This window comes from Streptomyces sp. NPDC046821 (assembly GCF_040645335.1).
GTDB lineage: Bacteria > Actinomycetota > Actinomycetes > Streptomycetales > Streptomycetaceae > Streptomyces.
In genome coordinates, this window is the sequence record NZ_JBEYYB010000005.1 from 310,662 (window position 1) to 328,792 (window position 18,131).

16 protein-coding genes are annotated in these 18,131 nt (G+C 70.8%); 13 read left to right on the forward strand and 3 right to left on the reverse strand.

Annotated features, from left to right (window positions below):
• Nucleotides 1-13: 13 nt before the first annotated feature.
• Complete coding sequence (gene rpmB / locus ABZ893_RS12310) at nt 14-199, reverse strand: 50S ribosomal protein L28 (protein WP_003951095.1); 186 nt, start codon at nt 197-199, stop codon at nt 14-16.
• 216 nt (nt 200-415) lie between these two features.
• Here rpmB and ABZ893_RS12315 point away from each other — a divergent pair, with 216 nt between their 5' ends.
• The 9 genes from ABZ893_RS12315 (at nt 416) to mutM (ending at nt 9,579) form a co-directional block, all read left to right on the forward strand.
• Entirely contained in the window at nt 416-2,101 is a 1,686-nt protein-coding gene (locus tag ABZ893_RS12315; RefSeq protein ID WP_361400941.1) for a DAK2 domain-containing protein, read from the forward strand.
• A gap of 38 nt (nt 2,102-2,139) precedes the next feature.
• Complete coding sequence (recG, locus tag ABZ893_RS12320; protein ID WP_361400944.1) at nt 2,140-4,353, forward strand: ATP-dependent DNA helicase RecG; 2,214 nt, start codon at nt 2,140-2,142, stop codon at nt 4,351-4,353.
• A gap of 266 nt (nt 4,354-4,619) precedes the next feature.
• Entirely contained in the window at nt 4,620-5,219 is a 600-nt protein-coding gene (gene rsmD, locus ABZ893_RS12325; RefSeq protein WP_361400948.1) for a 16S rRNA (guanine(966)-N(2))-methyltransferase RsmD, read from the forward strand.
• A gap of 26 nt (nt 5,220-5,245) precedes the next feature.
• Entirely contained in the window at nt 5,246-5,725 is a 480-nt protein-coding gene (gene coaD, locus ABZ893_RS12330) for a pantetheine-phosphate adenylyltransferase (protein ID WP_361401341.1), read from the forward strand.
• 73 nt (nt 5,726-5,798) lie between these two features.
• Nucleotides 5,799-6,845 (forward strand): ATP synthase F0 subunit B, encoded by a 1,047-nt coding sequence (locus ABZ893_RS12335; RefSeq protein ID WP_361400951.1) that lies wholly within the window; start codon nt 5,799-5,801, stop codon nt 6,843-6,845.
• 137 nt (nt 6,846-6,982) lie between these two features.
• On the forward strand, nt 6,983-7,624 hold the full coding sequence (locus tag ABZ893_RS12340; protein ID WP_361401344.1) for a YceD family protein: 642 nt from the start codon (nt 6,983-6,985) through the stop codon (nt 7,622-7,624).
• Between the two features lie 2 nt (nt 7,625-7,626).
• Nucleotides 7,627-7,800 (forward strand): 50S ribosomal protein L32, encoded by a 174-nt coding sequence (gene rpmF, locus ABZ893_RS12345; RefSeq protein WP_030361955.1) that lies wholly within the window; start codon nt 7,627-7,629, stop codon nt 7,798-7,800.
• 19 nt (nt 7,801-7,819) lie between these two features.
• The gene (gene rnc, locus ABZ893_RS12350) at nt 7,820-8,620 is read left to right on the forward strand and encodes a ribonuclease III (RefSeq protein ID WP_361400954.1); all 801 of its coding nucleotides are present in this window, start codon (nt 7,820-7,822) and stop codon (nt 8,618-8,620) included.
• A gap of 89 nt (nt 8,621-8,709) precedes the next feature.
• Entirely contained in the window at nt 8,710-9,579 is an 870-nt protein-coding gene (gene mutM, locus ABZ893_RS12355; RefSeq protein WP_361400957.1) for a bifunctional DNA-formamidopyrimidine glycosylase/DNA-(apurinic or apyrimidinic site) lyase, read from the forward strand.
• 47 nt (nt 9,580-9,626) lie between these two features.
• Here the strand turns inward: mutM and ABZ893_RS12360 are convergent, their stop codons facing one another.
• Nucleotides 9,627-10,760: a CAP domain-containing protein gene (locus ABZ893_RS12360; protein ID WP_361400959.1), complete on the reverse strand. Its 1,134-nt coding sequence runs from the start codon at nt 10,758-10,760 to the stop codon at nt 9,627-9,629.
• 112 nt (nt 10,761-10,872) lie between these two features.
• Between ABZ893_RS12360 and ABZ893_RS12365 the strand changes: the two genes are divergently transcribed.
• The 4 genes from ABZ893_RS12365 to ABZ893_RS12380 all read left to right on the forward strand — a co-directional run bounded on the left by ABZ893_RS12365 (nt 10,873) and on the right by ABZ893_RS12380 (nt 17,105).
• Entirely contained in the window at nt 10,873-11,154 is a 282-nt protein-coding gene (locus tag ABZ893_RS12365) for an acylphosphatase (protein ID WP_361400962.1), read from the forward strand.
• A gap of 382 nt (nt 11,155-11,536) precedes the next feature.
• Nucleotides 11,537-11,740 carry a hypothetical protein gene (locus tag ABZ893_RS12370; RefSeq protein WP_098245029.1) on the forward strand — a complete coding sequence of 68 codons (204 nt, stop codon included), beginning with the start codon at nt 11,537-11,539 and terminating at the stop codon, nt 11,738-11,740.
• 253 nt (nt 11,741-11,993) lie between these two features.
• On the forward strand, nt 11,994-15,551 hold the full coding sequence (gene smc, locus ABZ893_RS12375; RefSeq protein WP_361400965.1) for a chromosome segregation protein SMC: 3,558 nt from the start codon (nt 11,994-11,996) through the stop codon (nt 15,549-15,551).
• 129 nt (nt 15,552-15,680) lie between these two features.
• Nucleotides 15,681-17,105: a sugar porter family MFS transporter gene (locus tag ABZ893_RS12380; protein ID WP_361400968.1), complete on the forward strand. Its 1,425-nt coding sequence runs from the start codon at nt 15,681-15,683 to the stop codon at nt 17,103-17,105.
• Nucleotides 17,106-17,148: 43 nt separating this feature from the next.
• Here the strand turns inward: ABZ893_RS12380 and ABZ893_RS12385 are convergent, their stop codons facing one another.
• Nucleotides 17,149-18,129, reverse strand: coding sequence for an LLM class flavin-dependent oxidoreductase (locus ABZ893_RS12385; protein ID WP_361400971.1), 981 nt, complete (start codon nt 18,127-18,129; stop codon nt 17,149-17,151).
• Between the last annotated feature and the right edge of the window lie 2 nt (nt 18,130-18,131).

Here is an 18,131-nt window from a genome sequence, read left to right on the forward strand (position 1 = left end):
GCTACGCGTTACGTCAGCGCGAGACCTTGCCGGCCTTGATGCACGAGGTGCAGACGTTGAGGCGCTTCGGCGTCCGCCCGACCACTGCACGCACACGCTGGATGTTCGGGTTCCAGCGACGGGACGTACGGCGGTGCGAGTGCGAAATGTTGTTGCCGAAGCTCGGCCCCTTGCCACAGACGTCGCAGTTGGCAGCCACGGGTCACTCCAAGACTTCAGATGCACTTACGGTTGATCCCGGCATGCCGGGATCGGATCGGAGGATCTGAGTGGCGGTGCCAGGGGAAGGCCCGAAGGTATCGGGCAACCGGAGCAGCATACAACGGCTGCTTCGGTAGAACGAAACTACCATGGCTGCACCGGCCTCCGTCCCGGGCCCTGTGCTGCTCAGGCCCCCGCCGGGGTCTACGCTGCGATGCCAGTTCCGCTGCTCAAGGAGGCGCAGGTGCCGCAGGTGCTCGACGTCCACGCGGTGCGCGCCTGGTGCGCACTGGCCCTGGAGGCGCTCGGGCGGGACCGCGAGGAGATCGACGCGATCAACGTGTATCCCGTCGCGGACGGGGACACCGGCACCAATCTCTATCTGACCGTCGAGTCCGCCGTGCAGGCCGTCGAAGCGGTCTTCGCGGGCAACGAACCCGCCCGCCCCGCCCTCCCCGACGTCGTCCGAGCCATGGCCCACGGCGCCCTGATAGGAGCTCGCGGGAACTCCGGAACGATCCTCGCGCAGCTTCTGCGCGGCATGGCCCAGGTCCTCGCCGGTGACGCCGGTGGTGAGGCGGATCACAGCGGGAGCGCCGACGCGAACAGCCTGTGCCGGGCGCTGCGCCGGGCCGCCGAGTCCGCCCGGGAGGCGGTCGCGCACCCCGTGGAGGGCACGGTTCTCACGGTGGCGTCGGCGGCGGCGGACGCTGCGGCGGTCGTCGGGGAGCGGGACGGGGACTGCGGTGCCGTGGCCCGGGCCGCGTACGACGGTGCGTGTGTGGCGCTCGACGCGACGCCGGGGCAGCTGGCGGTCCTCGGGCGCGCGGGGGTCGTGGACGCGGGCGGGCGCGGGCTCGTCACCGTGCTCGGAGCGCTGACCCAGGCGCTGTCCGGCGCCCCGGTGATGCCGGTGGCCGGGCGGGGCGCGCAGCACGCGCGCGTGGTGGCCGAACCGGAGCTGGGCTGCGCGGACGGCGAGGGGCCCGCCTTCGAAGTCATCTACCTGCTCGAAGCCGACGACGCGGCCGTCGCCCGGCTGCGGACCCGGCTCGACGGCCTAGGCGACTCCCTCGTCGTGGTCGGCGGCGACGGCCTGTGGAACGTCCATGTGCACGTCGACGACGCGGGCGCCGCCGTAGAGGCGGGCGTCGAGGCCGGCCGCCCGTACCGCATCCGCATCACGCACTTCGCCGCCGGTGACGCCCACGCCGGGGCCGGTCCCACGGGGGAACGCGCTCAGCGCGCCATCGTCGCCGTCGTCCCCGGGGAGGGGCTCGCCGGGCTGTACGGGGACGCGGGCGCGACCGTCGTACCGGAGCGGCCCGGGGAGGCGCCCGGGAGCGGGGAGCTGGTCGAGGCGATCCGGCGGGCGCACGCGCGCGAGGTGGTGCTCCTGCCGAACGACGCCGAGCTGCGCCACACCGCTGCGGCGGCGGCCGAACAGGCCCGCACGGAAGGCGTGCGGGTCGCCCTGATCCCCACCCGGTCCGCGGTCCAGGGCATCGCGGCGCTCGCCGTGCACGAACCCGAGCGGCGGTTCGACGAAGACGTCGTCGCGATGACGTCGGCGGCGGGTGCCACGCGGTACGGCGAACTGGCCGTCGCCGAGCGGCAGTCGTGGACCATGGCCGGCATCTGCCAGGCCGGGGACGTCCTCGGCCTGATCGAAGGGGACGTCGCCGTGATCGGCGCGGAGGTGGCGGAGACCGCCCGTACGACCCTCGACAGGATGCTGTCCGCGGGCGGCGAGATGGTCACCCTCGTCCTCGGCGACACCGTCCCCGACGAGGTCGCCGAACGGCTCGAGAGGCACGTCCGCGAGACGTATCTGGCCGTCGACACCGTGGTCTACCGGGGCGGACGGAACTCGGCGCTCATGCTGATCGGCGTCGAGTAGCCGCCGCGTCGCACCCTTTGTCAGTGGCGTGGTGTGGAATGGATCTCGTGCCCGCGCTAGAAGAACCGTTGAAGAAGGCGATCGGCCCCGCCACCGCGAAGGTGATGGCCGAGGCCCTAGGCCTGCACACCATCGGGGACCTGCTCCATCACTATCCGCGCAGATACGCGGAGCGAGGTGAGCTCACCCGCCTCGCCGACCTGCCGCTCGACGAGCACGTCACCGTGGTCGCCCAGGTCGCGAGCGCGCGCGTCCTGAGGTTCGGCGGCGGCAGCGGCCAGCGCCTGGAAGTGAACATCACCGACGGCAGCGGCCAGCTCCAGCTGGTCTTCTTCGGACGGGGCATCCACAAGCCGCACAAGGACCTCCTGCCCGGCACGCGTGCGATGTTCGCGGGCAAGGTCTCGGTCTTCAACCGCAAGATGCAGCTCGCGCACCCGGCGTACGAACTGCTGCGCGGCGACGCGGCGGAGGGTGGGGCGGAGGCCGCCGAGGCGGTCGGGTCGTGGGCCGGCGCCCTCATCCCGATCTACCCGGCGACGGCCAAGCTGGAGTCCTGGAAGATCGCCAAGGCCGTCGACCTCGTGCTGCCCGGCGCTCAGGAGGCCGTGGAGCCACTGCCGGACTCCCTGCGCGAGGGGCGCGGTCTCGTCCCGCTGCCCGAGGCACTTCTGAAGATCCACCGGCCCCACACCAAGGCGGACATCGCCGACGCCCGCGCCCGACTGAAGTGGGACGAGGCGTTCGTCCTCCAAGTCGCCCTCGCCAGGCGCCGGTTCGCCGACGCACAGCTGCCCGCCGTGGCCCGCGTCCCCCAGCCGGACGGTCTGCTGACGGCCTTCGACGCGAAGCTCCCGTTCACCCTCACCGACGGCCAGCAGAAGGTCTCCAAGGAGATCTTCGACGACCTGGCCACCGAACACCCGATGCACCGGCTGCTCCAGGGAGAGGTGGGTTCGGGCAAGACGATGGTCGCCCTGCGCGCCATGCTCGCCGTCGTCGACGCGGGCGGGCAGGCCGCGATGCTCGCGCCCACCGAGGTGCTCGCCCAGCAGCACCACCGTTCTGTCACGGAGATGATGGGCGAGCTCGCCGAGGGCGGAATGCTCGGCGGCGCGGAGCACTCCACGAAGGTCGTCCTGCTCACCGGCTCCATGGGCGTAGCGGCCCGGCGCCAGGCGCTGCTCGACCTCGTCTCGGGCGACGCGGGCATCGTCATCGGCACGCACGCGCTGATCGAGGACAAGGTCCAGTTCCACGACCTGGGCCTCGTCGTCGTCGACGAGCAGCACCGCTTCGGCGTCGAGCAGCGCGACGCCCTGCGCGGCAAGGGCAAGCAGCCGCCGCACCTGCTCGTCATGACGGCCACCCCCATTCCCCGTACGGTCGCGATGACGGTCTTCGGTGACCTGGAGACCTCCGTCCTCGACCAACTCCCCGCCGGACGCTCGCCGATCGCCACCCACGTCGTGCCCGCCGCCGACAAACCGCACTTCCTCGCGCGCGCCTGGGAGCGCGTGCGCGAGGAGGTCGAGGGCGGGCACCAGGCGTACGTCGTGTGCCCCCGTATCGGGGACGACCAGGACGAGAGCCCGAAGAAGGGCAAGAAGAAGTCCGCCGAGGACGAGGCCGAGAAGCGGCCCCCGCTCGCCGTGCTGGACGTCGCCGAGGAGCTGGCCCACGGCGCGCTCCGGGGGCTCAAGGTCGAGGTCCTGCACGGGCGGATGCAGCCCGACGACAAGGACGCCGTGATGCGCCGCTTCGCCGCCGGCGAGACGGACGTCCTGGTCGCCACCACGGTCATCGAGGTCGGGGTGAACGTGCCGAACGCCACGGCCATGGTGATCATGGACGCCGACCGCTTCGGCGTCTCCCAGCTCCACCAGCTGCGCGGACGCGTCGGCCGAGGCAGCGCGCCCGGCCTGTGCCTCCTCGTCAGCGAGATGCCGGAGGCCAGCCCCGCCCGCGCCCGCCTCGGCGCCGTCGCCGCCACGCTCGACGGGTTCGAGCTGTCCCGTATCGACCTGGAGCAGCGCCGGGAGGGCGATGTCCTCGGGCAGGCGCAGTCCGGCGTCCGCTCGTCGCTGCGGATGCTGGCCGTCATCGAGGACGAGGAGATCATCGCCGAGGCCCGCGAGGAGGCCACCAAGGTCGTACGCGCCGACCCGGACCTGGAGCACCTGCCCGGCCTGCGCACGGCTCTCGACGCCCTCCTGGACGAGGAGCGGGAGCAGTACCTCGACAAGGGCTGAGGCGCGGCCTCGGGCGGAGGACGGGACAAGGGCTGAGGTGCAGCCGCTGGAGAGGGACGGGACCAGGCCTGACGAGCCGCGCCCGCCGAGGGACGGGACAAGGCCTGACGAGCCGCACCCCGCCGAGGGGCGGGACAAGGCCTGACGAGCCGCAGCCCGCCGAGGGACGGGACCAGGCCTGGCGAGCCGCACCCCTCCAAGGGCTGACAAACTGGAGGTCCTCATCAGCCCCTCCCCACCCTCCCCTCTAGGCCTCTAGGACTCAGATGACCCGCGTGATCGCCGGCCGGGCCGGCGGACGTCGCCTGTCCGTCCCGCCGGGCAACGGCACCCGTCCCACGTCCGACCGGGCGCGCGAAGCCCTGTTCTCCACCTGGCAGTCGCTGCTCGGCGGCCCGCTCGACGGCGAGCACGTGCTCGACCTGTACGGCGGCTCGGGCGCCGTCGGCCTGGAGGCGCTGTCGCGCGGCGCCGCCCACGCGCTCCTCGTCGAGGCCGACGCCAAAGCGGTCCGCACCATCCGCGAGAACGTGAAGTCGCTCGGCCTGCCCGGCGCGGAGGTCAGAGCGGGCAAAGCCGAACAGATCGTCCAGGGCCCGGCTCCGGCCACCCCGTACGACCTGGTCTTTCTCGACCCCCCGTACGCCGTCGCCGACGACGATCTTCGCGAGATACTGCTCACACTCGCCGCCGGGGGCTGGCTCGCGGACGAAGCGCTCGTCACCGTGGAGCGCAGCACCAGGGGCGGTGTTTTCGCGTGGCCGGACGGATTCGAGGCACTGAGGTCCCGTCGCTACGGCGAGGGAACGTTTTGGTACGGTCGCGCCGCCCTGAAGAGCACCGTCACGTGCGAGGACGCATCGTGACCGGACCGGAGAGCGAGGGACTCACGTTGCGCCGCGCCGTCTGTCCGGGGTCGTTCGACCCCATCACCAATGGCCACCTCGACATCATCGGCAGAGCCTCGAAGCTGTACGACGTCGTGCACGTCGCGGTGATGATCAACCAGTCGAAGCAGGGCCTCTTCTCGATCGAGGAGCGGATCGAGCTGATCCGCGAGGTCACCGCCGAGTTCGGCAACGTCCAGGTCGAGTCGTTCCACGGCCTGCTCGTCGACTTCTGCAAGCAGCGCGACATCCCGGCCATCGTCAAGGGCCTGCGCGCCGTCAGCGACTTCGACTACGAGCTGCAGATGGCCCAGATGAACAACGGGCTGACGGGCGTGGAGACCCTCTTCGTCCCGACCAACCCGACCTACAGCTTCCTGTCCTCCTCCCTGGTGAAGGAGGTCGCGGCCTGGGGTGGCGACGTCTCTCACCTGGTGCCTCCGGCGGTCTTCGCGAAGCTCACCGAGCGCCTCCCCAAGAAGTGACACCGGGGCGCCAGTTGGCCGTACAGTCGTCCCGTCCGTCTCCAACACCCCTGTAGAGAGTGGCGAGCACACGGTGGACGTCCAGAAGAAGCTCGACGAGATCGTCGCCGCGGTCGGCAACGCCCGGTCCATGCCCATGTCGGCCTCGTGCGTGGTCAACCGCGCCGACCTGCTCGCCATGCTCGAAGAGGTGCGCCAGGCACTGCCCGGCTCCCTCGCCCAGGCCCAGGAGCTGATCGGCGGGCGCGAGCAGATGGTCGAGCAGGCCCGCCAGGAGGCCGAGCGGATCATCGAGACCGCGCACGCCGAGCGCGGTTCGCTGATCTCCGACACCGAGGTCGCGCGCCGCTCCCAGGACGAGGGGGACCGGATCCTCGCCGAGGCGCGCAAGGAGGCCGAGGAGATCCGCGCGGAGGCCGACGACTACGTCGACTCCAAGCTCGCCAACTTCGAGGTCGTCCTCACCAAGACCCTCGGCTCCGTGGGCCGCGGCCGCGAGAAGCTCCTCGGCACCGGCCCCGGCACCGACGCCCAGGGCTTCGAGGACGAGGACGCCCCCGAGCGCAGCCACGACCCCGAGACCCTGCGCCGCGACGCCGACACGTACGTGGACGCCAAGCTCGGCGCCTTCGAGGCGGTCCTCGCCAAGACCCTGGAGGCGGTCGGCAAGGGCCGGCACACGCTGCACGGCCGCGTGGCCACCGACGAGCTGGGCGCCCTCGCGGCGGACGGCACGGGCGGCCCGCACACCAGCGACGCCGACTACCTCGCCGAACTCGCGGCCATCGGCAACCCGTCGAGGGACCAGAACCACGAAGCCCCGCAGATCCCGTCCCAGCAGCCCGCGTACGCGCAGCAGCAGGACCCCGGGCACGACCAGTACGGCTACCAGCAGCCGCAGCAGCAGCCCTACGGCGGCCAGGACCCGTACGCCCCGTACCAGCAGGACTCGTACGGGTACCAGCAGCAGGACCCGTACGCGTTCCAGCAGCAGGGCTACGAGCAGCCTGCCGCGGCGGACTACGCGCAGCCCCAGCCGGCGGCGCTCGACGAGGCCAGCCTTTTCGACACGAGCATGATCAGCGCCGAGCAGATCAGGCAGTACGAACAGGGGCGCTGACCCGGATTGGGCCGTGAGCGAAAGGTCCAGTATCCTGGCTCTTCGGTCGCGTGTACGCCCGCGATCACAGCTGCCCGGATCCTTTCGGGCCAGCCCCTTGAGCACTTGAGCATCGAAGACCGAAAGCAGGACCAGCCCTGAGTACGCACCTCGACCACCGCAACCCTCTCGTGTTCGACACACACGAGCTGGGACGGCGTCCTGGTGCGCAGCAGCGGCTGACCCGCACGGTCGACGCCCCCGTGGACTTCGGTATCGAAGGGGTCGTCGGAGTGCCGGAAGGCGCACCGGTGGAGCTCGAGATCCGCCTCGAGTCGGTCATGGAAGGGGTGCTTGTCACAGGCACCGCCCGTGCATCGGCTCAGGGGGAGTGCGTAAGGTGTCTGGAGCCGCTCGGCCTCGAGGTCGACGCGGACTTCCAGGAGATGTTCTCGTACCCTGACGCCGACGACCGGGGCCGCGCAGCGGAACCGGCCGACGACGCCGAGGAAGACGAGGACAGGCTCTTTCTCGAGGACGGCTTGTTCGACCTCGAGCCTGTGCTGCGTGATGCGGTGGTGCTCGCACTGCCGATGCAGCCGGTGTGCCAGGAAGACTGCCCGGGTCTGTGTTCCCAGTGCGGAGCGCGGCTCGCGGACGACCCGGACCACCACCACGATGCCGTCGACATTCGTTGGGCGGCACTGCAGGGACTCGCCGGCACCATTCAGGACGGCGAGAAGGACGAGATGAGCGGCGCCGATGCGGAAGCGGGCGTCGACGAGAAGCAGGAGAAGTAGCCGTGGCTGTTCCGAAGCGGAAGATGTCGCGCAGCAACACGCGCCACCGCCGGTCGCAGTGGAAGGCTGCGGTCCCCACCCTGGTTTCGTGTGAGCGTTGCCAGGAGCCCAAGCTGCAGCACATCGCGTGCCCGGCTTGCGGCACCTACAACAAGCGCCAGGTCCTCGAGGTCTGAGCGGCTGGTGAGAGGCGCAATGTCTGAGTCGAACAAGACGGACAATGCCTCGTCCCACACGCTTCTGGAAGGGCGGCTCGGGTACAAGCTCGAGTCCGCCCTTCTGGTGCGTGCACTGACCCACCGGTCGTACGCGTACGAGAACGGCGGTCTGCCGACGAACGAGCGGCTCGAGTTCCTCGGGGACTCTGTGCTCGGTCTCGTCGTCACGGACACGCTGTACACCACCCACCCCGACCTGCCCGAAGGCCAGCTGGCCAAGCTGCGGGCCGCGGTGGTCAACTCGCGTGCGCTGGCGGAGGTCAGCCGTGGGCTCGACCTGGGTTCCTTCATCCGGCTCGGCCGGGGCGAAGAGGGCACGGGCGGCCGGGACAAGGCGTCCATCCTCGCCGACACCCTTGAAGCGGTGATCGGTGCCGTCTATCTCGACCAGGGTCTGGAAGCGGCGGGCGAACTCGTCCACCGGCTCTTCGACCCCCTGATCGAGAAGTCCTCGAATCTGGGTGCGGGCCTGGACTGGAAGACCAGTCTCCAGGAGCTCACCGCGACCGAGGGACTCGGTGTTCCCGAGTACCTGGTCTCGGAGACCGGCCCCGATCACGAGAAGACCTTTACTGCTGCCGCCCGCGTCGGAGGCGTCTCGTACGGCACCGGCACCGGCCGCAGCAAGAAGGAAGCGGAGCAGCAGGCCGCCGAGTCGGCGTGGCGCGCGATTCGCGCCGCCGCCGACGAGCGTGCCAAGGCAGACGGCTCGGCCGACGCCGCCCCGGCCGCCGCGGCAGCCGAGGGGAACGCCGACTCCTCCTCGGCCTCGGCCTGACGCCCCGCATCCGCACTGTCCGGTGCCGACCGTCCTGAGGGGCGGTCGGCACCGTTCGTTTCACACCGAAGAGCCCCGGAGGAGTCACCGTGCCCGAGCTGCCAGAGGTAGAGGTCGTACGGCGCGGACTCGCACGCTGGGTCGCCCACCGCACCGTCGCCGATGTCGAGGTCCTGCACCCGCGCGCCGTACGCCGGCACATCGCGGGCGGCGACGACTTCGCGCACCGGCTCAAGGGGCAGCGCTTCGGCGTACCCCAGCGGCGCGGCAAGTATCTGTGGCTGCCGCTGGAGGAGTCGGGCAGTGCCGTGCTCGCGCACCTCGGCATGAGCGGGCAGCTGCTCGTGCAGCCGGCCGAGGCGCGGGACGAGAAGCACCTGCGTATCCGGGTCCGCTTCGACGACGCGCTCGGCACGGAGCTGCGCTTCGTCGACCAGCGCACCTTCGGCGGCCTCTCGCTGCACGAGACGGGACCCGACGGACTGCCGGACGTCATCGCGCACATCGCACGCGACCCCCTCGACCCCGAGTTCGACGACGCCGCCTTCCATGAGGCACTGCGCCGACGCCGCACGACGATCAAGCGCGCGCTGCTCGACCAGTCGCTGATCAGCGGGGTCGGGAACATCTACGCGGACGAGGCGCTGTGGCGCTCGAAGCTCCACTACGAGCGGCCGACCACCGGCTTCACGCGACCGCGCACCGCCGAACTCCTCGGCCACGTCCGGGACGTGATGAACGCGGCGCTCGCCGTCGGCGGCACCAGCTTCGACAGCCTGTACGTGAATGTGAACGGCGAGTCCGGCTACTTCGACCGCTCCCTCGACGCCTACGGGCGTGAGGGTGAGCCGTGCCGGCGCTGCGGTACGACGATCCGCAGGCGGCCGTGGATGAACCGGTCGAGCTACTTCTGCCCGCGGTGCCAGCGGCCGCCGCGCGCTCCGTCGACCGTGTCGTAGGTGGTTGCGGGCTGCGTCAACTCGCCGCCCGCACAAGGCGGTTGGCGTCAGAAGCCGAAGTCCTGCGTCCACCACGGGCCGCCCGACGCGAAGTGCACGCCGACGCCCATCGTCTCGTAGTCGCAGTTGAGGATGTTGGCGCGGTGGCCGGGGCTCTGCATCCAGGCGTCCATGACGGACTGGGCGTTGGCCTGGCCCCTGGCTATGTTCTCGCCGCCGAGATTCGTGATGCCGGCCTTCTTCGCTCGGTCCCAGGGGGACGCGCCGTCCGGGTCGGTGTGGTCGAAGAAACCGCGTGCCGCCATGTCGTCGCTGAACCTCTCGGCGAGCGAGCCGAGGCGGGCGCTGGCGGTCACCGGGGTGCAGCCGGCCTTGGACCGCTCCTGGTTGACCAGCGTGAGCACCTGGGCCTTGGCCGCCGACTCGGCGGAGGAGGCTCGCAGGCTCGGCGCGGGGAGCGCCGGCTTCGCGGTGGCGGTCCGGGACGGGGCCGCCGTCTTGGGCTTCGTCGCCGCGCCACCTGAACCGGAACTCGATGTCTGGCTCGGCGACGGCGCCTTCGAAGGCGTCTTGGCCGGGGCCTTGGCAGGAGTCTTCGAGGGCTTCGCCGAGGATCGCGAAGGTGAAGCGGAGGGAGACTGGGTGGGCTCGGAGCCGGCGCTCGCGGACGACGGGGTGCGGTCGGCGCTGCCGTCCCTGCCGCCCTGCGTCCGGAGCCCCGAGGGGGAGTCGGCGGCGCGCACCTTGTCGGTGCCGTGGCCGCCGAGCGAGTAGTTGTCCAAGGCGGGGATCAGTCCGGACGCCACGGCCACGGCGCCAAGCGCCACGGCGGCCGAGACCCCGAGAAGCCCCGCGCGCACCGGCCTGAACGGACGCCTGCGGCGGTGCGAGGTGTGGCCCGAGCTGCTTGAGGCGGAGGGGCCTGAGGGGTTTCCGTCACCGGCCGGCGCGTGCCCCGCGGCCTCGAATGCCGCGTCAAATGCGGCTATTCCATATGGATCGGCGTCCTGCGGTTCACCGTACGCACCGGTGTGCCCGGCTCCGTACGAGCCGTCGTGTCCGGCAGATGTGCCGGCGGGGGTGTCCTTGGCGCGGCCCGTGGCGGCGCGGCCGGCGGCGGAGCGTCGGTGGCGTCCCATCTTCTGGCCTTCCTCGTCCTCGCTGTGGTCGATGTGAATCACTCGTGGTCGATGTGAAGCACTCGTACGAGTGAGGCTCATCGGTCCGCGACGGTACCCCAAGGCGGAAGGGGGCGAAGTGCTCCGAGTGCTTTTGGGCGGTTAGCGTGCACCCATGAACGAAGACGTACGCCTCACCGCCTGGGTGCGGGGACGCGTCCAACGTGTGGGTTTCCGCTGGTTCACGCGAGAGAAGGCGCTCGAGATCGGCGGCCTGAGTGGCTTTGCTCTCAATCTGGACGACGGCCGGGTCCAGGTGGTCGCGGAGGGGCCGGGCGAGGGATGCCGGCGGCTCCTCGACTGGCTCCGCGACGGCGACACGCCCGGCAGAGTCGACGGCGTGACAGAGATCTGGGCCACACCGCGCGGTGGCTACCCCGACTTCGCGATCCGCTGACAAAGGGGGCGCGGGCCAGGCCCATGAGAGTGAGTCCTGACATGCCCCCGGCAACTGCGCGCAGCAGGAATGGCCTGGTGGTTGCCAATAAGGGCTTGTCGTGGCAGGCTCGCGGAGTAAGAATGATCTACACGCCCCCAGGGGCCCGCAGTGAGGCCGCGCCGGACAGTTCCCGGCGCAGCGCCCCCGGGTTCTCCCGCCAATACGGGGTGTGATCGTGTTGACCGTCAAACTTTTTGGTGAGACTCTGGAAGCCCCGCGCACCTTAGCTGTTTGGCATGTATGAACGGCAGCAAGACAACGAGTGCCAGGCACCGCGGGTGCGAATCCCTCACGACCCACACCGCTTCGGTCGGTCACTCATTGTGGAGGACCATCCATCATGGCAAAGGCGCTTCTCGGTTACGTCGGCGGTTCCGACCCGCGACTCCTCGCCGAGATGCGACGGCTCCAGCAGCGCGTCCAGGACCTCGAGTCCGAACTCGTTCGGATCCAGGCCGAGAACGACGCGCTCGCGGCTGCCGCTTCTCACGAATCGCTCCTGGAGAGCATCGACGTACCCCAGGCGGAGCCTGCGCTCACCTGACCACACCCCATCCGACACCAGTGGTCAGGCAGCCCTTTTCATTACGCCGCTTGATCAGATTGCTCAGATCTGCAAGGGACGCATCCGCGTCCCTTCTTTCTGACTTTCCGGCCCCTGCGCCGCCATGTACAGCGCCTCCTCGGATCCCCCGTGCCCGGACGTATTTCTTTAACGTCTGGTGTGCCCTGCACTTTCCTGGGTGAAACCGCGGGTTCATGGAGCGTGACACACGCGGCGGGTAGAGTCCGGCGGCGTGCACCTCAAGGCTTTGACCCTGCGCGGGTTCAAATCGTTCGCCTCGGCCACCACGCTGCGGTTCGAGCCGGGCATCACCTGCGTCGTCGGCCCCAACGGTTCCGGCAAGTCCAATGTCGTGGACGCGCTCAGCTGGGTCATGGGCGAGCAGGGTGCCAAGTCGCTGCGCGGCGGCAAGATGGAAGACGTCATCTTCGCCGGCACGACCGGCCGCCCGCCACTCGGCCGTGCCGAGGTGTCCCTCACCATCGACAACTCCGACGGCGCGCTGCCCATCGAGTACGCCGAGGTCACCATCACGCGGATCATGTTCCGGGGTGGCAGCAGCGAGTACCAGATCAACGGCGACACGTGCCGGCTGCTCGACATCCAGGAGCTGCTTTCCGACTCGGGCATCGGCCGCGAGATGCACGTCATCGTCGGCCAGGGCCAGCTCGACTCCGTCCTGCACGCCGACCCGATGGGGCGCCGCGCCTTCATCGAGGAGGCGGCGGGTGTGCTCAAGCACCGCAAGCGCAAGGAGAAGGCGCTGCGGAAGCTGGACGCGATGCAGGCCAACCTCGCCCGCGTACAGGACCTCACCGACGAGCTGCGGCGGCAGCTCAAGCCGCTCGGGCGGCAGGCCGCCGTCGCGCGCCGGGCCGCCGTCATCCAGGCCGACCTGCGGGACGCCCGGCTGCGGATCCTCGCGGACGACCTCGTACGGATGCGGGGTGCGCTCAAGGCCGAGATCGAGGACGAGGCGGCGCTCAAGGAACGTAAGGACGCCGCCGAGGCCGAGCTGAAGAAGGCGCTCCAGCGCGAGGCGCTGCTCGAAGCCGAGGTGCGCCGGCTCAGCCCGCGGCTCCAGCGCGCCCAGCAGACCTGGTACGAGCTGTCGCAGCTCGCCGAGCGGGTGCGCGGCACGATCTCGCTGGCCGACGCCCGCGTGAAGAGCGCCACCTCCGCCCCGGCCGAGGAACGGCGCGGGCGCGACCCCGAGGACATGGAGCGCGAGGCCGCCCGGATCCGTGAGCAGGAGGCCGAGTTGACGGCCGCGCTCGAAGCGGCCGAGCGTGCCCTCGACGACACGGTGGCCCATCGTGCCGAACTGGAACGGGAGTTGGCCTCCGAGGAGCGCCGGCTCAAGGACGCCGCGCGGGCCATCGCCGACCGGCGCGAGGGCCTTGCCCGGCTCAACGGGCAGGTGAACGCCGCCCGTTCGCGGGCCGCTTCCGCGCAGGCCGAGATCGACCGCCTCGCCGCCACCCGGGACGAGGCACGCGAGCGTGCCGTCGCCGCGCAGGAGGAGTACGAACAGCTCAAGGCGGAGGTCGACGGGCTCGACGCCGGTGACGCGGAGCTCGGCGATCAGCACGACGCGGCCAGAGCCGCCCTCGCCGAGGCGGAGTCCGCGCTCACGGCGGCCCGGGAGGAGCTGACGTCCGCCGAGCGGAAGCGGGCTGCGGTCTCGGCCCGGCACGACGCCCTCGCGCTCGGGCTGCGCCGCAAGGACGGTACGGGCGCGCTGCTCGGCGCCCGCGACGGGCTGACCGGCATCCTCGGCCCCGCCGCCGAACTGCTCTCCGTCACCCCCGGCTACGAGGTCCCCGTCGCCGCGGCCTTCGGCGCCGCAGCCGACGCCATCGCCGTGACCACCCCCGTCTCCGCCGCGGAAGCGATCCGCCTGCTGCGTAAGCAGGACGCGGGGCGTGCGGCGCTGCTGCTGGCCACGGAGGACGCCGACCCGGCCGTCGACGGGCCGGCGCCCGACGGCCCGCCGCGCGCCGCCGACCTCGTGCGGGGTCCCGCCGAGCTGATGCCCGCCGTGCGGCGGCTGCTGCGCGGGATCGTGGTCGTCGGCACGCTGGAGGACGCCGAGGACCTGGTGTACGCGCGGCCCGAGCTGACCGCCGTCACCGCCGAAGGCGACCTGCTCGGGGCGCACTTCGCGCACGGCGGCTCGGCCGGCGCCCCCAGCCTCCTCGAAGTACAGGCCTCCGTCGACGAGGCCGCCGCCGAACTCGCCGGGCTCGGCACGCGCTGCGAGGAGCTGGCCGAGGCGCAGCACACCGCGGCCGCACGGCGCACCGAGGCTGCCGCACTCGTGGAGGAACTGGGGGACCGCCGCCGGGCAGCCGACCGGGAGAAGTCCTCCGTCGCCCAGCAGCTCGGCCGGCTCTCCGGTCAGGCCCGGGGCGCCGCCGGCGAGGCCGAGCGCAGCGCCGCCGCGGCAGCCAAGGCGCAGGACGCGCTGGAGCAGGCCGTACAGGATGCCGAGGAGCTGGCCGAACGGCTCGCCGTCGCCGAGGAGATGCCGGCCGACGAGGAGCCGGACACCTCCGTACGCGACCGGCTCGCCGCTGACGGGGCCAATGCGCGGCAGACCGAGATGGAGGCCCGGCTCCAGGCTCGTACGCACGAAGAACGGGTCAAGGGCCTTGCCGGGCGCGCCGATTCGCTGGACCGGGGGGCCCGCGCCGAACGGGAGGCACGCGCGCGTGCGGAGCGGCAGCGCGCCCGGCTGCGCCACGAGGCCGCCGTCGCCGAGGCCGTCGCCGCAGGCGCCCGCCAGCTCCTGGCCCACGTGGAGATCTCCGTAGGACGAGCCGAACAGGAGCGGACCTCCGCCGAGAGCGCCAAGGCCGAACGGGAGCGGGAACTCGTCACGGAACGCGCGCGCGGCCGGGACCTCAAGGCCGAACTCGACAAGCTGACCGACTCGGTGCACCGGGGCGAGGTGCTCGGCGCCGAGAAGCGGTTGCGGATCGAGCAGCTGGAGGCCAAGGCGCTGGAGGAGCTGGGCGTGGAACCGGCGGGCCTCGTCGCCGAGTACGGGCCCGAGCAGCCCGTACCGCCCTCGCTCCCGGCTGAGGGGGAGGAGCTGCCCGACGACCCGGAGCACCCGCGTAACCAGCCCCGGCCGTTCGTCCGGGCGGAGCAGGAGAAGCGGCTCAAGTCAGCCGAACGGGCGTATCAGCAGCTGGGAAAGGTGAACCCGCTGGCCCTGGAGGAGTTCGCCGCGCTTGAGGAGCGTCACCAGTTCCTCAGTGAGCAGCTGGAGGACCTGAAGAAGACGCGGAGTGATCTCCTCCAGGTGGTGAAGGAGGTCGACGAGCGCGTCGAGCAGGTCTTCACCGAGGCGTACCGCGACACTGCGCGGGAGTTCGAAGGCGTGTTCAGCCGGCTCTTCCCCGGCGGTGACGGCCGGCTGATCCTGACCGATCCCGACAACATGCTCACCACGGGAGTCGACGTGGAGGCCCGCCCGCCGGGCAAGAAGGTCAAGCGGCTCTCGCTGCTGTCCGGTGGTGAGCGCTCGCTGACGGCCGTGGCGCTGCTCGTCTCCATCTTCAAGGCGCGCCCCAGCCCCTTCTATGTGATGGACGAGGTCGAGGCCGCGCTCGACGACACCAACCTCCAGCGCCTCATCCGCATCATGCAGGAGCTCCAGGAGGCCTCGCAGCTCATCGTGATCACCCACCAGAAGCGCACGATGGAGGTCGCCGACGCGCTCTACGGGGTGTCGATGCAGGGCGACGGCGTCTCGAAGGTGATCAGCCAGCGACTCCGTTAGGCGGTCCGGCGGTGTGCCGCCCGTTCAGGTTGCATTTCCGTTCGGGTGGTGCGCGGCGTCAAGTTGTGCCCCACTGGAAGGGCTCATTCCCCACCGCCGGCAGCTTTGCCGTTGGCCAGAGGAGTACACGTGACCAGCACCGCGAAGCCACCGGCAGCCCGGCAAGCGCATCCCGACCACCTCGGCCACGTCATCTTCATCACGGCCGCCGCCGCGATGGGCGGCTTCCTCTTCGGTTACGACAGCTCCGTGATCAACGGAGCGGTCGAGGCCATCCGCGACAAGTACAACATCGGGTCCGGGACGCTCGCCCAGGTCATCGCGATCGCGCTGATCGGCTGTGCCATCGGCGCCGCGACCGCCGGCCGGATCGCCGACCGCATCGGTCGTATCCGCTGTATGCAGATCGCCGCCGTGCTCTTCACGATCAGCGCCGTCGGCTCCGCGCTGCCCTTCGCCCTCTGGGACCTGGCGTTCTGGCGGATCATCGGCGGCTTCGGCATCGGCATGGCCTCCGTCATCGGCCCGGCCTACATCGCCGAGGTCTCGCCGCCCGCCTACCGGGGCCGGCTCGGCTCCTTCCAGCAGGCCGCGATCGTCGTCGGCATCGCCATCTCACAGCTCGTCAACTACGGCATCCTGCAAGCCGCCAACGGCAACCAGCGTGGAAAGCTCATGGGCCTGGAGGCCTGGCAGGTCATGCTCGGCGTCATGGTCATCCCGGCCGTCCTCTACGGGATGCTGTCCTTCGCGATCCCCGAGTCGCCGCGCTTCCTCATCTCGGTCGGCAAGGAGGCCAGGGCGAAGGAGATCCTGGCCGAGGTCGAGGGCACGAAGATCGACCTGGACGCCCGCGTCGCCGAGATCGAGCACGCGATGAAGAGCGAGCACAAGTCCACGTTCAAGGACCTGCTCTCCGGTACGGGCAACGCCGGCCTCTACTTCAGGCCGATCGTCTGGGTCGGCATCGGCCTCTCCGTCTTCCAGCAGTTCGTCGGCATCAACGTCGCGTTCTACTACTCGTCGACGCTGTGGCAGTCCGTCGGCGTCGACCCGACGCAGTCGTTCTTCTACTCGTTCACCACGTCGATCATCAACATCATCGGCACCGTGATCGCGATGGTCCTGGTCGACCGTGTCGGCCGTAAGCCGCTGGCCCTCGTCGGCTCGGCGGGCATGGTGATCGGTCTCGGCCTGGAGGCCTGGGCGTTCTCCTACAACCTCGTGGACGGGAAACTGCCGGCCACCCAGGGCTGGGTCGCCCTCGTCGCCGCGCACTTCTTCGTCCTGTGCTTCGCGATGTCCTGGGGCGTCATCGTCTGGGTCTTCCTCGGCGAGATGTTCCCGAACAAGATCCGCGCGGCGGCGCTCGGCGTGGCCGCCTCCGCGCAGTGGATCGCCAACTGGGCCATCACCGCGAGCTTCCCGTCGCTGGCCGACTGGAACCTCTCCGGCACGTACATCATCTACACCGTCTTCGCCGCCCTCTCGATCCCCTTCATGCTCAAGTTCGTGAAGGAGACCAAGGGCAAGGCGCTGGAAGAGATGGGGTAGACCCGCGCCGCCATCTCCTCGAAAGCCCCCTCACCGCCCCGGCTCAGGCCCCCTGGTCGTCGAGCCGGGGCAGCACGCTCTCGCAGAACAGGTGCAGGCTGCGCCAGCCCTCGTCGATAGGCATCCCGCCCGCCAGAGGGTGCAGGACGTAGCTGTCGAGGCCCTGCTCCACGCACTGGTCGGGCGTGAGAATCCGGTAGACGCCCTCCTCGCGCAGCTCGTCGACCGTCGTCGCGCCCGACCTCACCGCCGACTTGATGTCCCCGGACTGCCACGAGGCGTACGTCAGCGCCTCGTGCAGGAAGTGCTCGCCGTGCTCGGCCCAGACCCGGTCGGGGTCCTCGGCGACGTGCAGCAGCGGCGTCACCGCGGCCGGCATCATCGTCCACCCCTCGGTGCCGTGCTCGAGGAGCTGCTCCTTGTAGTACGTCTCGAGCTCCGGCAGGTGCGCGCTCGGGAAGAACGGCAGGCCGAGGCGGGCCGCGCGCCGCGCCGCCGCCTTCGAGGAACCACCGACCAGCAGCAGCGGGTGCGGCTGGGTGAACGGGCGCGGCGTGACCCGGACCGTACGCCCGCGGTACTCGAACTCCTCGCCCGTCCATGCCGCGAGCAGGGTTTCGAGCAGTTCGTCCTGGAGCTTGCCGCGCCGCTTCCACTCGACGTCGAACTGCCCGTACTCCTCGGGCCGGTAGCCGATGCCGGCCACGGTGACGAGCCGGCCGCCGCTCAGCAGGTCGAGTACGGCGATGTCCTCCGCGAGGCGCAGCGGGTCGTGCAGCGGGCCGATGATCGCGGAGACCGTGACGGCGATGCGCCGGGTCGCGCCGAAGACGGCTCCGGCGAAGGTGAACGGGGAGGGCAGCCAGTTGTTGGCGACGCCGTGGTGCTCCTCGGTCTGGACGGTGGACATGCCGCGGTCGTCCGCGTACGCCGCCATCTCGACGGCGGCCTTGTAGCGGGCGCTCAGCGACTCGGGTGTCGCGGCGGGGTCCACCAGGTTGAAGCGCACGATCGAGACGGGCATGA

Excerpts from the sequence above, each read along its gene's own strand:
- ABZ893_RS12315 (WP_361400941.1), top strand. The coding sequence starts at position 416 with ATGCCAGTTCCGCTGCTCAAGGAGGCGCAGGTGCCGCAGGTGCTCGAC.
- recG (WP_361400944.1), top strand. The coding sequence starts at position 2,140 with ATGGATCTCGTGCCCGCGCTAGAAGAACCGTTGAAGAAGGCGATCGGC.
- rsmD (WP_361400948.1), top strand. The coding sequence starts at position 4,620 with ATGACCCGCGTGATCGCCGGCCGGGCCGGCGGACGTCGCCTGTCCGTC.
- rnc (WP_361400954.1), top strand. The coding sequence starts at position 7,820 with ATGTCTGAGTCGAACAAGACGGACAATGCCTCGTCCCACACGCTTCTG.
- ABZ893_RS12365 (WP_361400962.1), top strand. The coding sequence starts at position 10,873 with ATGAACGAAGACGTACGCCTCACCGCCTGGGTGCGGGGACGCGTCCAA.
- ABZ893_RS12370 (WP_098245029.1), top strand. The coding sequence starts at position 11,537 with ATGGCAAAGGCGCTTCTCGGTTACGTCGGCGGTTCCGACCCGCGACTC.
- ABZ893_RS12385 (WP_361400971.1), bottom strand. The coding sequence starts at position 18,129 with ATGCCCGTCTCGATCGTGCGCTTCAACCTGGTGGACCCCGCCGCGACA.